The organism is Bradyrhizobium sp. Kon58 (genome assembly GCF_055807455.1).
Window position 1 is genome coordinate 1 of the sequence record NZ_JBVVOT010000054.1, and the last position, 16,461, is coordinate 16,461.

General features: G+C 64.5%; 16 protein-coding genes. 13 read left to right on the plus strand and 3 right to left on the minus strand.

The window, feature by feature from the left end:
• Positions 1 to 233: NYN domain-containing protein (locus tag AC0L20_RS38450; protein ID WP_473295457.1), on the minus strand; the 233-nt coding region annotated here is incomplete at its 3' end.
• A gap of 329 nt (positions 234 to 562) precedes the next feature.
• On the opposite strand from AC0L20_RS38450, the gene rpoZ reads away from it, so the two are divergent.
• The 13 genes from rpoZ (at position 563) to AC0L20_RS38515 (ending at position 14,734) form a co-directional block, all read left to right on the plus strand.
• A complete protein-coding gene (gene rpoZ, locus AC0L20_RS38455) occupies positions 563 to 955 on the plus strand; it encodes a DNA-directed RNA polymerase subunit omega (RefSeq protein WP_007603391.1) in 393 nt (130 codons plus the stop codon).
• A gap of 208 nt (positions 956 to 1,163) precedes the next feature.
• Positions 1,164 to 3,449, plus strand: a complete 2,286-nt coding sequence (locus AC0L20_RS38460; protein WP_027567287.1) for a RelA/SpoT family protein — start codon at positions 1,164 to 1,166, stop codon at positions 3,447 to 3,449.
• A 45-nt stretch (positions 3,450 to 3,494) separates the two neighbouring features.
• Positions 3,495 to 4,247, plus strand: coding sequence for a pyridoxine 5'-phosphate synthase (locus AC0L20_RS38465; protein ID WP_473295458.1), 753 nt, complete (start codon positions 3,495 to 3,497; stop codon positions 4,245 to 4,247).
• Entirely contained in the window at positions 4,244 to 4,663 is a 420-nt protein-coding gene (gene acpS, locus AC0L20_RS38470) for a holo-ACP synthase (protein WP_007611179.1), read from the plus strand. The genes AC0L20_RS38465 and acpS overlap by 4 nt, the downstream gene beginning before the upstream one ends.
• Positions 4,664 to 4,911: 248 nt before the next feature.
• Positions 4,912 to 5,676: a signal peptidase I gene (lepB, locus tag AC0L20_RS38475; RefSeq protein ID WP_007603395.1), complete on the plus strand. Its 765-nt coding sequence runs from the start codon at positions 4,912 to 4,914 to the stop codon at positions 5,674 to 5,676.
• A complete protein-coding gene (gene rnc / locus AC0L20_RS38480; RefSeq protein ID WP_473295459.1) occupies positions 5,673 to 6,524 on the plus strand; it encodes a ribonuclease III in 852 nt (283 codons plus the stop codon). Before lepB ends, rnc begins: the two co-directional genes overlap by 4 nt.
• On the plus strand, positions 6,514 to 7,440 hold the full coding sequence (gene era, locus AC0L20_RS38485; protein WP_456764016.1) for a GTPase Era: 927 nt from the start codon (positions 6,514 to 6,516) through the stop codon (positions 7,438 to 7,440). The genes rnc and era overlap by 11 nt, the downstream gene beginning before the upstream one ends.
• A gap of 22 nt (positions 7,441 to 7,462) precedes the next feature.
• Positions 7,463 to 7,843 (plus strand): hypothetical protein, encoded by a 381-nt coding sequence (locus AC0L20_RS38490; RefSeq protein WP_456764017.1) that lies wholly within the window; start codon positions 7,463 to 7,465, stop codon positions 7,841 to 7,843.
• Positions 7,844 to 7,921: 78 nt separating this feature from the next.
• Positions 7,922 to 8,674 carry a DNA repair protein RecO gene (gene recO / locus AC0L20_RS38495; protein ID WP_473295460.1) on the plus strand — a complete coding sequence of 251 codons (753 nt, stop codon included), beginning with the start codon at positions 7,922 to 7,924 and terminating at the stop codon, positions 8,672 to 8,674.
• Positions 8,675 to 8,773: 99 nt separating this feature from the next.
• Positions 8,774 to 9,058, plus strand: a complete 285-nt coding sequence (locus tag AC0L20_RS38500; RefSeq protein WP_456764019.1) for a hypothetical protein — start codon at positions 8,774 to 8,776, stop codon at positions 9,056 to 9,058.
• Between the two features lie 61 nt (positions 9,059 to 9,119).
• Entirely contained in the window at positions 9,120 to 11,378 is a 2,259-nt protein-coding gene (gene parC / locus AC0L20_RS38505) for a DNA topoisomerase IV subunit A (protein WP_473295461.1), read from the plus strand.
• Positions 11,379 to 11,634: 256 nt separating this feature from the next.
• On the plus strand, positions 11,635 to 13,185 hold the full coding sequence (locus tag AC0L20_RS38510) for an ABC transporter substrate-binding protein (protein WP_473295462.1): 1,551 nt from the start codon (positions 11,635 to 11,637) through the stop codon (positions 13,183 to 13,185).
• Positions 13,186 to 13,189: 4 nt separating this feature from the next.
• Positions 13,190 to 14,734, plus strand: coding sequence for a GMC family oxidoreductase (locus tag AC0L20_RS38515; RefSeq protein WP_473295463.1), 1,545 nt, complete (start codon positions 13,190 to 13,192; stop codon positions 14,732 to 14,734).
• Positions 14,735 to 14,789: 55 nt separating this feature from the next.
• Here AC0L20_RS38515 and AC0L20_RS38520 read toward each other — a convergent pair whose 3' ends face one another.
• Together AC0L20_RS38520 and AC0L20_RS38525 are read right to left on the minus strand one after the other, a co-directional pair.
• Positions 14,790 to 16,004, minus strand: a complete 1,215-nt coding sequence (locus tag AC0L20_RS38520) for a YeeE/YedE family protein (protein WP_473295464.1) — start codon at positions 16,002 to 16,004, stop codon at positions 14,790 to 14,792.
• A gap of 37 nt (positions 16,005 to 16,041) precedes the next feature.
• Positions 16,042 to 16,461: hypothetical protein (locus tag AC0L20_RS38525; RefSeq protein WP_473295465.1), on the minus strand; the 420-nt coding region annotated here is incomplete at its 5' end.

Consider the following 16,461-nt stretch of genomic DNA (forward strand, 5'->3'; position numbering starts at 1 on the left):
GTGACGACGGTGTAGCCGTTGTAGTCGAGCCAGTCGATCAGCGGCCGGATCGAGGAGTACTCCTGATCCTCGATGATGGCGGTGTAGTAGAACGCCCTCAGCAGCGTCCCGCGACTCTGAAACTCCTTCAGCAGGCGCTTGTAATCGATATCGAAGCCCAGAGTTTTCGCCGTCGCGTAGAGATTGGCTCCATCGATGAAGAGCGCGATCTTGTCGGAAGAGGAAGGTGACATTCAGTTTGCTCGCGTAGAGTTCGTGATTGATCGTTTATTGTTGGCGCGGCGACAGCAAGCCGCGCACTTCTAAAGTCCCGCCGAAACCCGTCGAAACCGCAAATCCGGAGAAGTCGGGGCAATCAAGGTATAGTTATGGCCAACTTGCACACTCCCGGCGCCGCCGTCCCCAGCGGCCCGGGAAACCACCCATCCCAGCCCCAATGTGGGGGTAGCAGAGCCGTTTGGCGAGGCCAAATCACAAATTGGCCTTGCGAAACCCTCCCGGCCCCTATAACTACCGCCATTCATCCACATATTTCGTCCCACCCACAACGGAGCGACAGTCGATGGCTCGCGTCACCGTAGAAGATTGTATCGACAAGGTCGACAACCGGTTTGACCTGGTCCTGCTGGCCGCCCACCGTGCCCGCATGATTTCGTCTGGTTCACAACTAACGGTTGACCGCGATAACGACAAGAACCCTGTTGTGTCTTTGCGCGAAATTGCTGAGACCACCATTTCGCCGGAGGACCTCCGCGAGGAGCTGGTGCACTCGCTGCAGAAATTCGTCGAGGTCGACGAGCCCGAGCCCGACACCGTACCGCTGATCGGTTCCGCCGGTGCAAGCGTGGATGCAGACGATACCGAAGTCGCCGTTGAGCGCATGACGGAAGAAGAGCTCCTGAAGGGTCTCGAAGGCTTGGCGCCGCCCGAGGAGCAGCCCGAGGAGGACGAGTAATCGTCCCATCGCGCTCATCGACTTCTTTGTGATCTGATCAAAGGCCCGAACCGTTGTTCGGGCCTTTGCTTTTGTTGGCGTTTTCGTGGTTACCATAGCGTCATCGGTTCGCGCCTGTCCCTGTCACCGAATTGATCGGACACGCGCGCGATCGGAGCTAAGATGTATACAACGGGCTCTGTCGTGGCCCGTTTGAAGGCAGGACGGCATGGTATATCGACGCCGCACACCAACGCAGATGCAGGCCGCAACCGAATCGGTTGCCGTGGCCCCGACTGCGCCGGTGGCGCGCCCGGCGAAGCCTCGCGCACGCATGATGCGTCAATATGACCTCGTCGAGCGCGTCAGGTCCTACAATCCCAACACCGACGAAGATTTGCTGAACCGCGCCTATGTCTACGCCATGAAGGCGCACGGCTCGCAGACCCGCGCCTCGGGCGACCCGTACTTCTCCCATCCGCTCGAAGTGGCGGCGATTCTGACCGACCTGAAGCTCGACGACGCCACCATCGTGGCTGCGCTGCTTCACGACACGATCGAGGACACCGAAGCGACGCGGGCCGAGATCGACCAGATCTTCGGGCCCGAGATCGGCGCGCTGGTCGAGGGCCTGACCAAGCTGAAGCGGCTGGAGCTGGTGTCGCGGGAGGCCAAGCAGGCCGAGAATCTGCGCAAATTGTTGCTGGCCATTGCCGACGACGTCCGCGTGCTCCTGGTGAAGCTCGCCGATCGCCTGCACAACATGCGCACGCTGGACTTCGTGCCGACGGAATCGCGACGGCGCATTGCCGAAGAGACGCTCGATATCTATGCGCCGCTGGCCGGGCGCATGGGCATGCAGGAAATGCGCGAGGAGCTGGAGGACCTGTCGTTCCGGACCCTCGACCCGGAAGCCTATTCGGTGGTGATGCAGCGGCTCGATGCGCTGGCCGAGCGCAACCGCAATCTGATCGGCGAAATCGAGGACCAGCTCTCCAACAATCTGCGGCACCGGGGCCTGGGGGCGCGGGTCTATGGCCGCCGCAAGAAGCCATTCTCGATCTGGACCAAGATGGAGCGCAAGTCGGTCGGCTTCGAGCAATTGTCCGACATCTTCGGCTTCCGCGTTGTGGTCAACGACATCGAGGCTTGCTACCGCGCGCTCGGCATCGTCCACACGAACTGGCCGGTCGTGCCCGGGCGGTTCAAGGACTACATCTCGACGCCGAAGCAGAACGACTACCGCTCGATCCACACCACCGTGATCGGCCCCGGCAACCAGCGGGTCGAGTTGCAGATCCGCACCGAGGCGATGGACCAGATCGCCGAGCGCGGCATCGCCGCGCACGTCTTCTACAAGGAAGGCGTGGGCTCGCCGACCGAATTTCTCAAGCGCGAGTCCAATGCGTTCGCCTGGTTGCGCCACACCATCGGTATCCTTTCGGAGAGCGCCAATCCCGAGGAATTCCTCGAGCACACCAAGCTCGAGCTGTTCCACGACCAGGTGTTCTGCTTCACCCCGAAGGGCAAGCTGATCGCGCTGCCGCGCCATGCCAACGTGATCGACTTCGCCTATGCCGTGCATACCGACGTCGGCAACAGCGCGGTGGGCTGCAAGATCAACGGCCAGTTTGCGCCGCTGTCCTCGGAGCTCCAGAACGGCGACGAGGTCGAGGTGCTGACCTCCGAAGCGCAAGCGGCGCCGCCGTCCGCCTGGGAAACGCTCGCGGTCACCGGCAAGGCGCGCGCCGCGATCCGTCGCGCCACCAGGACTGCGGTGCGCGATCAATATGTCGGTCTCGGCCGGCGCATCGTCGAGCGCCTGTTCGAGCGCGCCAAGATCGAATACGCCGACGACAAGCTCAAGGGCGCGCTGCCGCGACTCGCGCGGACCTCGATCGAGGACGTCATGGCGGCTGTGGGACGCGGCGAGATCAAGGCCTCCCACGTCGCGCGTGCGATGTATCCCGACTACAAGGAGGAGCGCATCGCGCGCTACGGCGTCAAGAAGGGGCTTGCCGGCAAGCTCAAGGAGAAGTCGTCCGAACCGCCGCGCAGCCCGGTCGCGATCCCGATCCGCGGCATCAACTCCGACCTGCCGGTGAAGTTCGCGCCGAACGGCGGCGCAGTGCCCGGTGACCGCATCATCGGCATCGTCACGCCGGGCGAGGGCATCACCATCTACCCGATCCAGGCGCCGGCCCTGAAGGATTTCGAGGAAGAGCCGGAGCGCTGGCTCGACGTGCGCTGGGACATCGAGGACTCCACGCCACAACGCTTCCCGGCCCGCATCAAGGTCGAGAACGTCAACGAGCCCGGCGCGCTGGCGCAGATCGCGACCGTGATCGCCGAGCACGACGGCAACATCGACAACATCAGCATGCAGCGCCGCTCACCGGATTTCACGGAGACGACGATCGATCTCGAAGTCTACGATCTCAAGCATTTGAGCGCGATCCTGGCCCAGCTGCGCGCGAAGGCGGTCGTCGCCCGCGCCGAACGTGTTAATGGATAGACGCCTTCCGTCCTGGTCTATTCCTGTGATTCCGTGAGTCCTGAAATGCCCGCACCTCCGCTCCGCCTCGGCGTCAATGTCGACCATGTCGCGACCCTGCGTAACGCCCGCGGCGGCCGCAATCCCGATCCGGTGCGCGCGGCGCTGCTGGCCATCGAGGCCGGTGCCGACGGCATCACCGCCCATTTGCGCGAGGATCGCCGGCACATCCGCGACGAGGACATGGCGCGGCTGAAAGCGGAGATCTCCAAGCCGCTCAATCTCGAGATGGCGGCGACCGACGACATGATGCGCATTTCGCTCGCCACCAGGCCGCATGCGGTGTGCCTCGTGCCGGAGCGGCGCCAGGAGGTGACGACCGAAGGCGGGCTCGACGTCGTCGGCCAGCACAATGCGCTGGGGCCCTATATCGCGCGGCTGAACGATGCCGGCATCCGGGTGTCGCTGTTCATCGCGGCCGATCCCGCCCAGATCGAGATGGCGGCGCGGCTGCGCGCGCCCGTGATCGAGATCCACACCGGCGCCTGGTGCGACGCCGTCGTCGACGGTCACACTGATAAGGCCGCGGCCGAATGGCGGCGAATCGTGGCGGGGGCGAAGCTGGCGAGGGAAGCGGGGCTGGAGGTTCACGCCGGACACGGGCTGGACTATGCGACGGCGGAGACGATCGCCGGCTTGCCTGAGATCATGGAGCTCAACATCGGCTACTACATGATCGGCGAAGCCCTGTTCGTCGGTCTCGCCGAGACGGTGCGCAGCATGCGCGCGGCGATGGACCGCGGCCGGAGCCGGGCATGATCATCGGCATCGGCTCCGACCTGATCGACATCACCCGTGTCGGCAAGGTGATCGACCGCCATGGCGAGCGCTTCCTCGACCGCATCTTCACCGCGGCCGAGCGGGCCAAGGCGGAACGGCGCGCCAAGAACGAGAAGATGGTGGTGGCAACCTACGCCAAACGCTTCGCCGCCAAGGAGGCCTGTTCCAAGGCGCTCGGCACCGGCATCAGGCGCGGCGTCTGGTGGCGCGACATGGGGGTGGTCAACCTGCCGGGAGGGCGGCCAACCATGCAATTGACGGGCGGGGCGCTGGCCCGGCTCCAGGCCCTGACGCCGGAGGGGTTCGCGGCGCAGATCGACCTGTCGATCACCGATGACTGGCCGTTGGCACAGGCCTTCGTCATCATTTCCGCCGTGCCGCTGGCCAAACCCTGATTGGGCACCGATCATTTTATAATTCGCATTCAAAATCAAATGCTTATGCAGTTTTGATGCGATCCTTGATTGCGTGGCCTCCGACAACCGTCTAAAAGTCCGCGGACGCAAATCAGGCTGGGCGAATTCGGCTTTACGCCGGAATTGGCCCTCATTATCAGAATCAGGACAATCTCCTTGGGCCGCGAGCGATGGGCTGTTCGCGGGAGGAGGGCGCGCTGTGACCGCCCGCCGGAATTGAGAGAGCAATGAGCGTGACTTCAGGAACGAAAACTGAGAGCGGCGTCGGCGAAACGATCCGGGTCGTGATCCACGCTCTCCTGATCGCGCTGGTGATCCGCACCTTCCTGTTTCAGCCGTTCAACATCCCATCCGGCTCGATGAAGGCGACGTTGCTGGTCGGCGACTATCTGTTCGTCTCGAAATATTCCTACGGCTACAGCCACTACTCGATCCCGTTCTCGCCGCCACTGTTCTCGGGGCGGATCTGGGGCTCGGACCCGAACCGCGGCGACATCGTCGTATTCCGCCTGCCGAAGGACGATTCCACCGACTACATCAAGCGCGTGATCGGTCTGCCCGGCGACCGCATCCAGATGCGGGACGGGCTGCTCTACATCAACGACACGCCGGTCGAGCGGCAGCGCATGAGCGAATTTGTCGGCGAGGATCCCTGCGGCGCCGAAGGCAGCGGCGTCTCCCGGGTGAAGCGTTGGAAAGAAACGCTGCCGAACGGCGTGTCCTACGAAACGCTGGACTGCGCCGACAACGGCTACGTCGACAACACCAATGTCTACACCGTGCCGACCGGCCACTTCTTCATGATGGGCGACAATCGCGACAATTCCACTGACAGCCGCTTCCTCGGCCAGGTCGGCTACGTGCCGCAGGAGAATTTGATCGGGCGCGCCCAGATGATCTTCTTCTCGATCGCCGAAGGCGAGCATGCCTGGATGTTCTGGCGCTGGCCGTGGGCGGTGCGCTGGAATCGCTTCTTCAAAATCGTCCGATGAAAGACGAAGCCAAGGACATCGCGACCCTGCCGACCGAGGCGCAAGTGGGCCCCGACGGCGAAGCTGCGACCAAGAGCCTTGAGAACAAGACGCCTGAGATCAAGACGCCTGCAAAGAAGAAGCGGGTGCGGAGCAGCAAGGCCAGGGGCTTGGATGCGAATGCGGGGCTCGAGGCACGCATCGGCTACAACTTTGCCGATCCGAACCTCTTGATGCAAGGCATCACGCATGTCTCCGCGCTGAAGTCCGGGCGCAAGCGCGGCGACAGCTATCAGCGGCTGGAATTCCTCGGCGACCACGTGCTCGGGCTCGTCGTCTCCGACATGCTCTATCACGCCTTCCCGAACGCCGACGAAGGCGAGATGTCCAAGCGACTTGCCGAACTGGTGCGCAAGGAGAGCTGCGCCGACGTCGCCAAGTCGCTCGGTCTGCTCGACGACATCAAGCTCGGCTCGGTCGGCCCCAGCGCCGACGCGCGCCTGCGCAAGAGCGTGCTCGGCGACATCTGCGAGGCCGTGATCGGCGCCGTCTTCCTCGACGGCGGCTACGCGGCGGCGGCCGACTTCGTCAAGCGCAACTGGACCGAGCGCATGCACAAGCCGCGGCGTCCGTTGCGCGATCCCAAGACAGTTCTCCAGGAATGGGCGCAGGGCAAGGGATTGCCGACGCCCGTTTATCGCGAGGTCGAGCGCACCGGCCCGCATCATGATCCGCAATTCCGCGTCGCGGTCGATCTTCCGGGACTCGCTCCGGCGGAAGGCATCGGCGGCAGCAAGCGCGCGGCAGAGAAGGTGGCAGCTTCAGTGATGATCGAACGTGAAGGCGTTGGCGGCGGCAATGACGGTTGAAGCAAGCGGCGAGGCGCCCACTGCTACGCGCTGCGGCTTCGTCGCGCTGATCGGCGCGCCGAACGTCGGCAAATCCACGCTGGTCAATGCGCTGGTCGGGGCCAAGGTCACGATCGTCTCGCGCAAGGTGCAGACAACGCGCGCGCTGATCCGCGGCATCGTGATCGAGAACAATTCGCAGATCATCCTGGTCGATACGCCCGGCATCTTCCTGCCCAAGCGCCGGCTCGACCGCGCCATGGTCTCGACCGCCTGGAGCGGCGCGCATGACGCCGACCTCGTCTGCGTGCTGCTGGATGCCAAGGCCGGCATCGACGAGGAGGCTGAGGCGATCCTCACCAAGGTCGCAAGCGTCAAGCACGAGAAGATTTTGGTCATCAACAAGGTCGACCTGGTCCAGCGCGAGAAGCTGCTGGCGCTGGCGCAGGCCGCCAACGAGCGCATGGCGTTCGCAAAGACCTTCATGATCGCGGCGATCTCCGGCGACGGCGTCGACGACCTCAGGCATACACTGGCCGAGATCGTGCCGCCGGGGCCGTTCCTCTATCCCGAAGACCAGATGTCGGACGCGCCGATGCGGCAGCTTGCGGCCGAGATCACCCGCGAGAAGATCTTTCGCAAGCTGCACCAGGAATTGCCCTACCAGTCCACGGTCGAGACCGACAAGTGGGAGGAGCGCAAGGACAAATCGGTGCGCATCGAGCAGACGATTTTCGTCGAGCGCGAAAGCCAGCGCAAGATCGTGCTCGGCGCGGGCGGCGCCACCATCAAGTCGATCGGAGCGGACTCGCGCAAGGAGATCGGCGAGATCCTGGGCGTGCCGGTGCACTTGTTCTTGTTCGTCAAGGTGCGCGAGAACTGGAGCGACGATCCCGATCGCTACCGCGAGATGGGCCTGGAATTTCCCAAAGAATAACCAAGAAAAAGATCGGTCGGCGATGAGCGTACCCAGCAACGTACGGCGCTTCGAAGCGTTGCTCTATGCATCGTTGATGCTGGATGCCTTGTCGGTGGCGGTGCAGGACCGCACGCCGAATGCCGAGATGACCGAACAGATGATCATGACGTCGTCGCTGCTTGCCGGCGGCATGATCCTGCTGCTGGTGTATTTCGTCCGGCTGGCCGCGCGCGGGCGCAAGAACTGGCCGCGCTGGGTGCTGGCGGCAGCACTCGTATTGTCGGTGATCTCGCTCGGCCAGATTATCGGCGAGAAGGGCATGGAACTCGACAGCGCCATCGAGATCGTCTCCTGCGTGCTGACGGCGATGGGATTGTATTTCTCGTTCCGCGGCGACGCGCAGGGCTGGTTCAACGCGTAAGGCGTCAGGTGGATTGGCGGCGCGCAATCCCGCCAATCCGCACTACGATTGAAGACCGGAATCCGCTAGACTTCACCGATGGAATGGACCGACGAAGGCATCGTGCTGGGGGTGCGGCGGCATGGCGAGAGCAGCGCCATCGTCGAACTGCTGACCCGCGCCCACGGCCGCCATCTCGGTCTCGTCCGCGGCGGCGCCGGCTCGCGGATGCGGCCCTTGCTGCAGCCCGGCAACAGCCTCGGCGTGGTGTGGCGGGCGCGGCTCGACGAGCATCTCGGCACCTATGCCATCGAGGGCCTCAAGCTGCGGGCGGCGACGCTGCTGGGATCATCCCACGGCGTCTACGGCATCACCCATCTCGCCTCGATCGCGCGATTGCTGCCGGAACGCGATCCGCACGAAAACCTGCTGGCGCTGCTCGAACATGCGCTGGACGATTTCGACGACATCGGCAGCGCCGCCGTACACGTGATCCATTTCGAACTGGCGATGCTCACCGAACTCGGCTTCGGGCTGGCGCTGGAAAACTGCGCCGTGACCGGAGAAACCAACGACCTGATCTACGTCTCGCCCAAATCCGGCGGCGCGGTGTCGCGCGGAGCCGGCGAGCCGTGGCGCGACCGCCTGTTGCGGCTGCCGCCGTTCCTGCGCCAAGGCGAGGTGCAGGGCGACCTCACCGACCAGGATCTTCAGGACGGCTTTCGACTGACCGGCCTGTTCCTGTTGCGCCACGTGCTGGAGCCGCGCGGGCAGGGCCATTCCGACGCGCGGGCAGGCTTCATCAACGCGCTGACGCGACAACAGGCAAAGGCCGCGATTCCCACGCCATGAGCCTGGCGCGGCTCTGCATTGTCGCAATATGCCGGTCCCCCGTGGAACGAAATCGGGTTTCCCTGACTTGCCCTCGGGGTTCCAACCGGGGATATCCTGATGCTGATCAAGGGACTTGTGATATCGGCAGCGCTGATGGCGCTGGCGCCGGACGCCCTCGCGGGTGAGCAGCCGGGCGTCTTTCGCCGTGCCTCCTGTACCGTCGTCAGATTCTACGTGGCCAAATATTCCGCTGCGGCCGCAGAGGCATGGGCGCGGTCCAAGGGCGCGACGGAGGCCGAGATCGAGACGGCGCGGCGGTGCCTGCCCAATGCCCCGGCCACCACGCAGGCCAAAAACGCCCAACCCACCCAGACCTTCACCGCAGGCTGGGCCGGCCAGTAGGCCGCCCACAGGGAACCAATCGATCCTTGCCCGATTCGCTTCCACGGTTTAACCGGGCGGCATGGGAAAACGATTGATTCCGCCGGAGGAACCGGCCGAAATTCACGAGGTGCCGCTGCGTGAGGCGCTGGAAGAGCGCTATCTCGCCTATGCGCTCTCCACCATCATGCACCGCGCGCTGCCGGATGCCCGCGACGGCCTGAAGCCGGTGCACCGGCGTATCCTCTATGGCATGCGCCTGCTACGGCTTGATCCGGGCACAGCTTTCAAGAAATCCGCCAAAATCGTCGGCGACGTGATGGGCTCGTTCCATCCGCATGGCGACCAGGCGATCTACGACGCCATGGTGCGTCTCGCCCAGGATTTCTCCTCGCGCTATCCACTGGTCGACGGCCAGGGCAATTTCGGCAATATCGACGGCGATAATCCGGCCGCCTATCGCTACACCGAAGCGCGCATGACCGACGTCGCGCGGCTTCTGCTCGACGGCATCGACGAGGACGGGGTCGAATTCCGCCCCAATTACGATGGCCAGTCGAAAGAGCCGATCGTGCTGCCCGGCGGCTTCCCGAACCTGCTCGCCAACGGTGCGCAAGGTATCGCGGTCGGCATGGCGACCTCGATCCCGCCGCACAACGCGGCCGAGCTCTGCGAGGCCGCGCTGCATCTGATCGAGAAGCCCGATGCGAAATCCAGGGCGCTGCTGAAATGGGTCAAGGGGCCGGATTTCCCGACCGGCGGCATCTGCGTCGATTCCAAGCAGGCGATCGCTGAAGCCTACACCACCGGCCGCGGCTCGTTCCGCGTCCGCTCCCGATGGGAGCAGGAAGAGGGCGCGCGCGGCACCTGGGTCGTCGTGGTCACCGAGATACCCTTTCTGGTGCAGAAGTCGCGGCTGATCGAGAAGATCGCCGAGCTGCTGGACCAGAAGAAGCTGCCGCTGGTCGGCGATATCAGGGACGAATCGGCCGAAGACGTACGCATCGTGATCGAGCCGAAGTCGAAGAACGTCGATCCCGCACTGATGATGGAATCGCTGTTCCGGCTGACCGAGCTCGAAAACAAGATTCCGCTGAACCTGAACGTGCTGATCAAGGGCCGCGTCCCCAAGGTGGTGGGGCTCGCTGAGTGCCTGCGCGAATGGCTCGACCATCTGCGCGACGTGCTGATCCGCCGCACCAACCATCGCAAGGCCGAGATCGAGCGCCGGCTGGAGATTCTCGGCGGCTTGCTGATTGCGTATCTGAACATCGACGAGGTGATCAGGATCATCCGCAACGAGGACGAGCCGAAGCCGGCGTTGATCAAGGCGTTCAAGCTCACCGAGGTGCAGGCCGAAGCCATCCTCAACATGCGGCTGCGAAGCCTGCGCAAGCTCGAGGAGATGGAGATCCGCAGCGAGGACAAGGATCTTCGCAAGGAGCTGAAGGGCATCGAGGGATTGCTGGCGTCGGAGCCCGAGCAGTGGAAGAAGGTCGCCGAGCAGGTCGGCAAGGTCCGCGACATGTTCGGACCGAAGACGCCGCTCGGCAAGCGCCGCACCACCTTTGCGGACGCGCCAGAGCACGATCTCGCCGCGATCGAGGAGGCCCTGGTCGAGCGCGAGCCGGTGACCGTGGTCGTCTCCGACAAAGGCTGGATCCGCACCCTCAAGGGCCACGTCGAGGATCTCTCGGGGCTCGCCTTCAAGCAGGACGACAAGCTCGGGTTCGCGTTCTTCGCGGAAACGACCTCGAAGCTGCTGCTGTTCGCCACCAACGGAAAATTCTACTCGCTCGATGTCGCAAAACTTCCGGGCGGCCGCGGTCACGGCGAGCCGATCCGCCAGTTCATCGATCTCGAGCCGGAGGCCGCGCCGGTCACGCTGTTCGTCAACAAGGGCGGACGCAAATTCCTGGTCGCGAGCCACGAGGGCCAGGGCTTTGTCGTCAACGAAGACGATTGCGTCGGCACCACCAAGAAGGGCAAGCAGGTCCTCAACGTCGACATGCCGAACGAGGCGCGCACGGTCACCGAAGTGCTCGGCGACACCGTCGCGGTCATCGGCGAGAACCGCAAGATGCTGCTTTTCCCGCTCGACCAGGTTCAGGAGATGCCGCGTGGCCGCGGTGCGCGCCTGCAGAAATACAAGGATGGCGGTCTTTCCGACGTCGCTGTGTTCGACGCCAAGGCGGGCCTGACCTGGAAGGATTCCGCGGGCCGGGAATTCTCTGCGACCATGAAGGAGCTCGCCGAGTGGCGAGGCAACCGCGGTGATGCCGGCCGCCTCGCGCCGAAGGGATTCCCGAAGTCGAACAAGTTCGGCAGGGTGATCGGGTAGTCCGCGGGCCGTCGCCATATCGACAGTGTCATGCCCCGCGGAGGCGGGGCATCCAGTACGCCGCGACCTCTCGGCTCAATCATAGCTTTCTCTGGAATACCGGATCGCCCGGTCAAGCCGGGCGATGACAGCGAGGGTGTGGCGCGCAAACGCGCGGCAGATAGCCGTGAGCGCATACGTGTTTCGGCCCTCCGGGCATGAACATTGCTTTTTGTCTGGCGACTCTAACGTCTCCGTCAAAAGGCAAATTCATTCCATGTCCAAACTGAAGGCTTTCATTCCGGCGCTGTTCGCCTTGGCGCTGACCGCGCCACCCGCGCATGCCGCAGGCAATCTCGTCGCGGTGCTCGAGGCGGAGATCGTCACGCTCGATCCGCATTTCTCCACAGCCTACATTACGCGCACGTTCGGCTACATGGTGTTCGACACGCTGTTCGCGAAGGATTCCAAAGGCGAGATCAAGCCGCAGATGGTGCAGGACTGGAAGGTCTCGGCCGATGGCCTGACCTACAGTTTCACGCTACGCGACGGCCTGAAATGGCATGACGGCCAGCCGGTCACCGCCGCCGATTGCGTCGCCTCGCTGCGCCGTTGGGGCACCCGCAGCGCGCTCGGCCGCCGCATTTTTGCAATCACTGCCTCGCTCGAACCGACCGACGCAAAAACCTTCGTGCTGACGCTGAAGGAGCCGTCCGGTCTGGTCATCGACGCGCTCGGCAATCCCGTCAGTCCGGTGGCCTTCATGATGCCCGAGCGCATTGCCAAAACGCCCGGCGACCAGCGCATTACCGAGATCGTCGGCTCCGGTCCGTTCGTCTACAGCAAGGCCGATCACCGCACCGGTGATCGCATGGTCCTGAAGAAGTTCGCCGATTACGTGCCGCGTCCCGAGCCTGCCGACTTCCTCGCCGGCGGCAAGCGCGTCAACATCGACACGCTCGAGATCCGCGTCATTCCAGATGGTGCGACCGCAGCCTCCGCGCTGCAGGCCGGCGAAGTCGATTTCATGCAATACGCGCCGTTCGATCTGCTGCCGACCATGGAGAAGAACGCACGCGTGAAGCTCGTCAATTTCACCGGCGGCAACATGTTCGCGGGCGCCTATCGCCTCAACGCGGCATCAAAGCCGTTCGACGATCCCGCCATCAGGCGCGTGCTGTGGAAGCTGGTCGATCAGCGCGAGGTGCTGGACGCACTCGGCCTGGACGCCAAATACGCGGCGCCTTGCGCGACGTACTTCACCTGCGGCACCACCTATGACAGCAAGGCCGGCACGGAAGCCGCCGCCAAGCCATCGATCGAAGCGGCGAAGGCCGCGCTGAAGGCGACGAAATATGCCGGTGAGCCTGTTGTCGTGATGGAGGCCAACGATCTCGAGGCCCCGCGTGTTTCGGCGCAGGTGCTGGCCGAGCGGCTGAAACAGGCCGGGTTCAACGTCGACCTCCAGGTGATGGACTGGGCGAGCGTGCTGGCGCGCCGCGCCAAGAAGGAGGGCTGGAGCGTCTATGGCGTTCACGCCGGCGGTTTTGACCTCGGCTCGCCGCTGACCAACGTCATGGTCGCCTTCAACTGCGCCGATTTCACCGGATGGCAGTGCGATGCGCGCATCGCGCCGCTGATGGAAGCCTTTGCCAAGGCGCCCGCCGAGGAGGATCGCAAGAAGATCGCAGGCGAGATCCAGGCCGTCATGTACGATCAGGCGCCCGCAATACCGTGGGGCCAGTTCGCCCAACCCGCCGCCTCTCGCGCGACCTTGCGCGGTCTGATACCGTCGGCCATCCCGGTGTTCTGGAACGTTGAGAAGTAGCGCGATGTACGATGTCATTGTTGTCGGCGGGGGCTCGGCCGGCGCCGCTGTTGCGGCACGGCTCTCGGAGGATCCCGCACGGCGCGTCCTGCTGCTCGAGGCGGGCCTCGATTGGCGCGCCGACGAGGCGCCGTGGGAGGTGAGGACGCCAAATCCCATCCCGATCATCCACAAGCGCGAGTACCAGGAGAAATGGCAATGGCCTGATCTTCTGACGCGCCGTGTGGCCGGCCAGGAGCCGCGCTTCTACTGGCGCGGCAAGGGGCTCGGCGGCTCGTCGATGATGAACGGCCAGATCGCCATCCGCGGCGTCGCCGATGCGTTCGACGAATGGGCCGCCAATGGCTGCACCGGCTGGTCGGCCAAGGACGTGATGCCGTTGTTCTCGGTGATCGAGGATGATCTGGAATTCGGCGACGCCGCCGGCCACGGACGCGGCGGACCGCTGCCGGTCTATCGCGCGCCGCCGGACAAATGGGGACCGATCGATCGCGGCTTGCGCGATGCGGCGCTGGCGAGCGGCTATCCCTGGTGCGCAGACGTCAACGGCCCGGACGGCGAGGGGGTCGCCTGCTATCCCATCAACAGCCGCGACAGCCGCCGCATCACCACCAATGAGGGGTATCTGGAGCCCGCGCGTGGCCGCGCCAATCTGGAGATTCGCGGGCAGGCACTGGTCGACCGCGTGCTGATCAGCGACGGCCGGGCGACCGGCCTTCGCGTTCACATCGAGGGGCAGGGCACCAGCGAGATCAGCGCACGCCAGATCGTGCTGTGCGCCGGCGCCATCCACAGTCCGGCAATCCTGCTGCGCTCGGGCATCGGACCTGCGGATGAGCTGAAGGCGATGGGGATCGCCGTCGAGCGGGACTTGCCGGTCGGCCGGCACTTCTTCGACCACCCGTTGTTTCGCGCCACGATCCAGCTCCACGAAAACCTGCGGCCCGCCGATCCCGACACCCGCCACACCAATTGCTGCGTGACCTATTCGTCGGGCCTCGCCAACGGCGGCAAGCGCGACATGATCCTGATCGCCTTCAACCACCGCGGCATCGGTGTGCCGGGCGCGATCGGTGCCGGGCTGTTCAACGCGTATTCGCGTGGCACGCTCAAGCTGGCCTCGACCGACCCCGCGATCGATCCGGTCGTCGAGGAAAACATGCTGGCCGATCCCCGCGACATGCTGCGCATGATGGACGCGGTGAGGCGGCTTGCCGTGATCACCGCCCAGCCGGCGCTATCAGGCATCACCGATTGGATCCGGCTCGCCGACACGGATCTGACGCTGCCCCAGGCTGCGGCCTTGCCCGATCACGAGCTCGACGCACTGCTGCGCCGTGAGACCGGCGATATCCAGCACGCTGCCGGCAGTTGCCGCATGACCGGCGTCAACGACGCCGACGGCGTGGTCAACCCTGACGGCACAGTGAAGGGTATCGCGGGCTTACGCGTCGCCGACGCCTCGATCATGCCATCGGATTGCCGGGCCAACACCCACTTCACGACGGTGGTGATTGGGGAAGCGATCGCGCGGATGATGATGCGTTGAGTTCAATCGTCGGTCCCGCCATGACGGTCTGACGAAACAGCACGCAGACGAAGACCTACCGCTCGACGGCCAGGCCGAACAGCGGTCGGAGCTGTGTCCCCAGAATGTTGCCGAGAAAAGCCGCGACCAGCCAGCACCAGCCATGCAGGCTGCCCGATGCAATCCCGCTGACATAAGCGCCGATATTGCAGCCATAGGCGAGCCGGGCGCCATACCCGAGAAGCAGGCCGCCGATGATGGCGGCGACCAGCGAGGATGCGGAGATGCGCCATGTCGGATGGAATTTGCCGGCGAGGCCCGCGGCCAGCAACGCTCCGAGGATGATGCCGAAATCCATCACGGAGGTGATGTCGGCGAAGACGCTTTGCTGCAGCGATGGAGCGCGCGGGCCCTGCCAATAGGGCCATGACGCGACGTCGACGCCGACGCCCATCAGGATCTTCGATCCCCAGAGCGCGAAAGCGGAGGTGATGCCCCATGGGCGCCCTGCGAGATACAGCGTGGCGAAATTTCCGATCGCGAGCAGGATCGCGCCCCACAGCAGCGGCCACGGCCCCTGCATGAAGCGGCGTAGGCCTTGCAGCTTCGTCCGCGCTCCCGGCTCGAGTTCGCCGTGCCGGCCGATCTCGGCCCTGACGGTGATGAGGTAGATCGCAGCCATCACAGTCCAGCAGAGCACGAGCGCCGGGAGCCAGCCGAGCCGTTCGATCAACGAGACCGCGCCGATGTTCGGCAGCGCGCTCCACCACGGCAGATGCAACGCACCGAGCGTCGATCCGGCGATGAAGGCCGCCAGTGTCACCAGCATGCGGGTGTTGCCGCCGCCAGCGGTATAAAGCGTTCCCGATGCGCAGCCGCCGCCGAGCTGCATTCCAAGGCCGAACAGGAACGCCCCGGTCAGCATGCCCACGCCCACCGCGCCGAGCTCACCATGCACGGCGACGCCGAACAGCGTACCTTGCGCGAGGGCCGGAAAGAACAGGGCCGTCGCCAGCGCCAGCATGACCATTTGCGCACGGAGACCGGCGCCCCGTCGCGCCACAATGAAGACGCGCCAGGCCGAGGTGAACCCGAACAGCGCATGGTACAGCGTCAGGCCAAGTGCGCCTCCGAGAAGAAACAACAATCCCTGTTGCCACGAGATCGTGCCTGACAAGGCCGCTGCGCCCGCCAGAAGAATTGCCGCCGCGACAGCGACGACCGTGAGATTGGCGCCGTGCCGGTCATTGTCAGGGGCAAGCAGTCGAGCATCGATAGATAGATCGGTCATGGCTCATCCAAGAAGCGGATTTCTTCGGCAGTGGGAGCTAACCGGGGCGAATTCTCCCCGTTCCAATCTTTCCACATTGGAACTGATGGGATCGCGCTAGGCTGTCATGCCCCGGCTCGACCGGGGCATCCAGTACGCCGCGGCTTCTCTTCTTAATCACGATCGTCTCGGAGTACTGGGTCGCCCGGTCAAGCCGGGCGACGACAGCGAGAGTGGAATGACTGGTCTTCGCGCCGATATACGATCCAAACAGCGGACGAGAGTTCGCGGTCTCGCGGCGCGTTCCGCCCGAGTTTTGCCCGATCGCATCACCCTCGTTGAGACAAGGGCGCAGGGAAGGCCGGGCGCCGGCTGGCACCCGCAGGTCCGTGCGCGACAGAAATGCACACGGGGTGGACCACAGGTTCGCCGGATCGCCCGGCCTTCCCTGCGCGATGGTTTTAACGTGTCCTTCGTG

What these genes read in the sequence shown, in the direction of transcription:
- rpoZ (WP_007603391.1), top strand. Translation starts at nt 563, where the DNA reads ATGGCTCGCGTCACCGTAGAAGATTGTATCGACAAGGTCGACAACCGG.
- AC0L20_RS38460 (WP_027567287.1), top strand. Translation starts at nt 1,164, where the DNA reads ATGGTATATCGACGCCGCACACCAACGCAGATGCAGGCCGCAACCGAA.
- AC0L20_RS38465 (WP_473295458.1), top strand. Translation starts at nt 3,495, where the DNA reads ATGCCCGCACCTCCGCTCCGCCTCGGCGTCAATGTCGACCATGTCGCG.
- acpS (WP_007611179.1), top strand. Translation starts at nt 4,244, where the DNA reads ATGATCATCGGCATCGGCTCCGACCTGATCGACATCACCCGTGTCGGC.
- lepB (WP_007603395.1), top strand. Translation starts at nt 4,912, where the DNA reads ATGAGCGTGACTTCAGGAACGAAAACTGAGAGCGGCGTCGGCGAAACG.
- rnc (WP_473295459.1), top strand. Translation starts at nt 5,673, where the DNA reads ATGAAAGACGAAGCCAAGGACATCGCGACCCTGCCGACCGAGGCGCAA.
- era (WP_456764016.1), top strand. Translation starts at nt 6,514, where the DNA reads ATGACGGTTGAAGCAAGCGGCGAGGCGCCCACTGCTACGCGCTGCGGC.
- AC0L20_RS38490 (WP_456764017.1), top strand. Translation starts at nt 7,463, where the DNA reads ATGAGCGTACCCAGCAACGTACGGCGCTTCGAAGCGTTGCTCTATGCA.
- recO (WP_473295460.1), top strand. Translation starts at nt 7,922, where the DNA reads ATGGAATGGACCGACGAAGGCATCGTGCTGGGGGTGCGGCGGCATGGC.
- AC0L20_RS38500 (WP_456764019.1), top strand. Translation starts at nt 8,774, where the DNA reads ATGCTGATCAAGGGACTTGTGATATCGGCAGCGCTGATGGCGCTGGCG.
- parC (WP_473295461.1), top strand. Translation starts at nt 9,120, where the DNA reads ATGGGAAAACGATTGATTCCGCCGGAGGAACCGGCCGAAATTCACGAG.
- AC0L20_RS38510 (WP_473295462.1), top strand. Translation starts at nt 11,635, where the DNA reads ATGTCCAAACTGAAGGCTTTCATTCCGGCGCTGTTCGCCTTGGCGCTG.
- AC0L20_RS38515 (WP_473295463.1), top strand. Translation starts at nt 13,190, where the DNA reads ATGTACGATGTCATTGTTGTCGGCGGGGGCTCGGCCGGCGCCGCTGTT.
- AC0L20_RS38520 (WP_473295464.1), bottom strand. Translation starts at nt 16,004, where the DNA reads ATGACCGATCTATCTATCGATGCTCGACTGCTTGCCCCTGACAATGAC.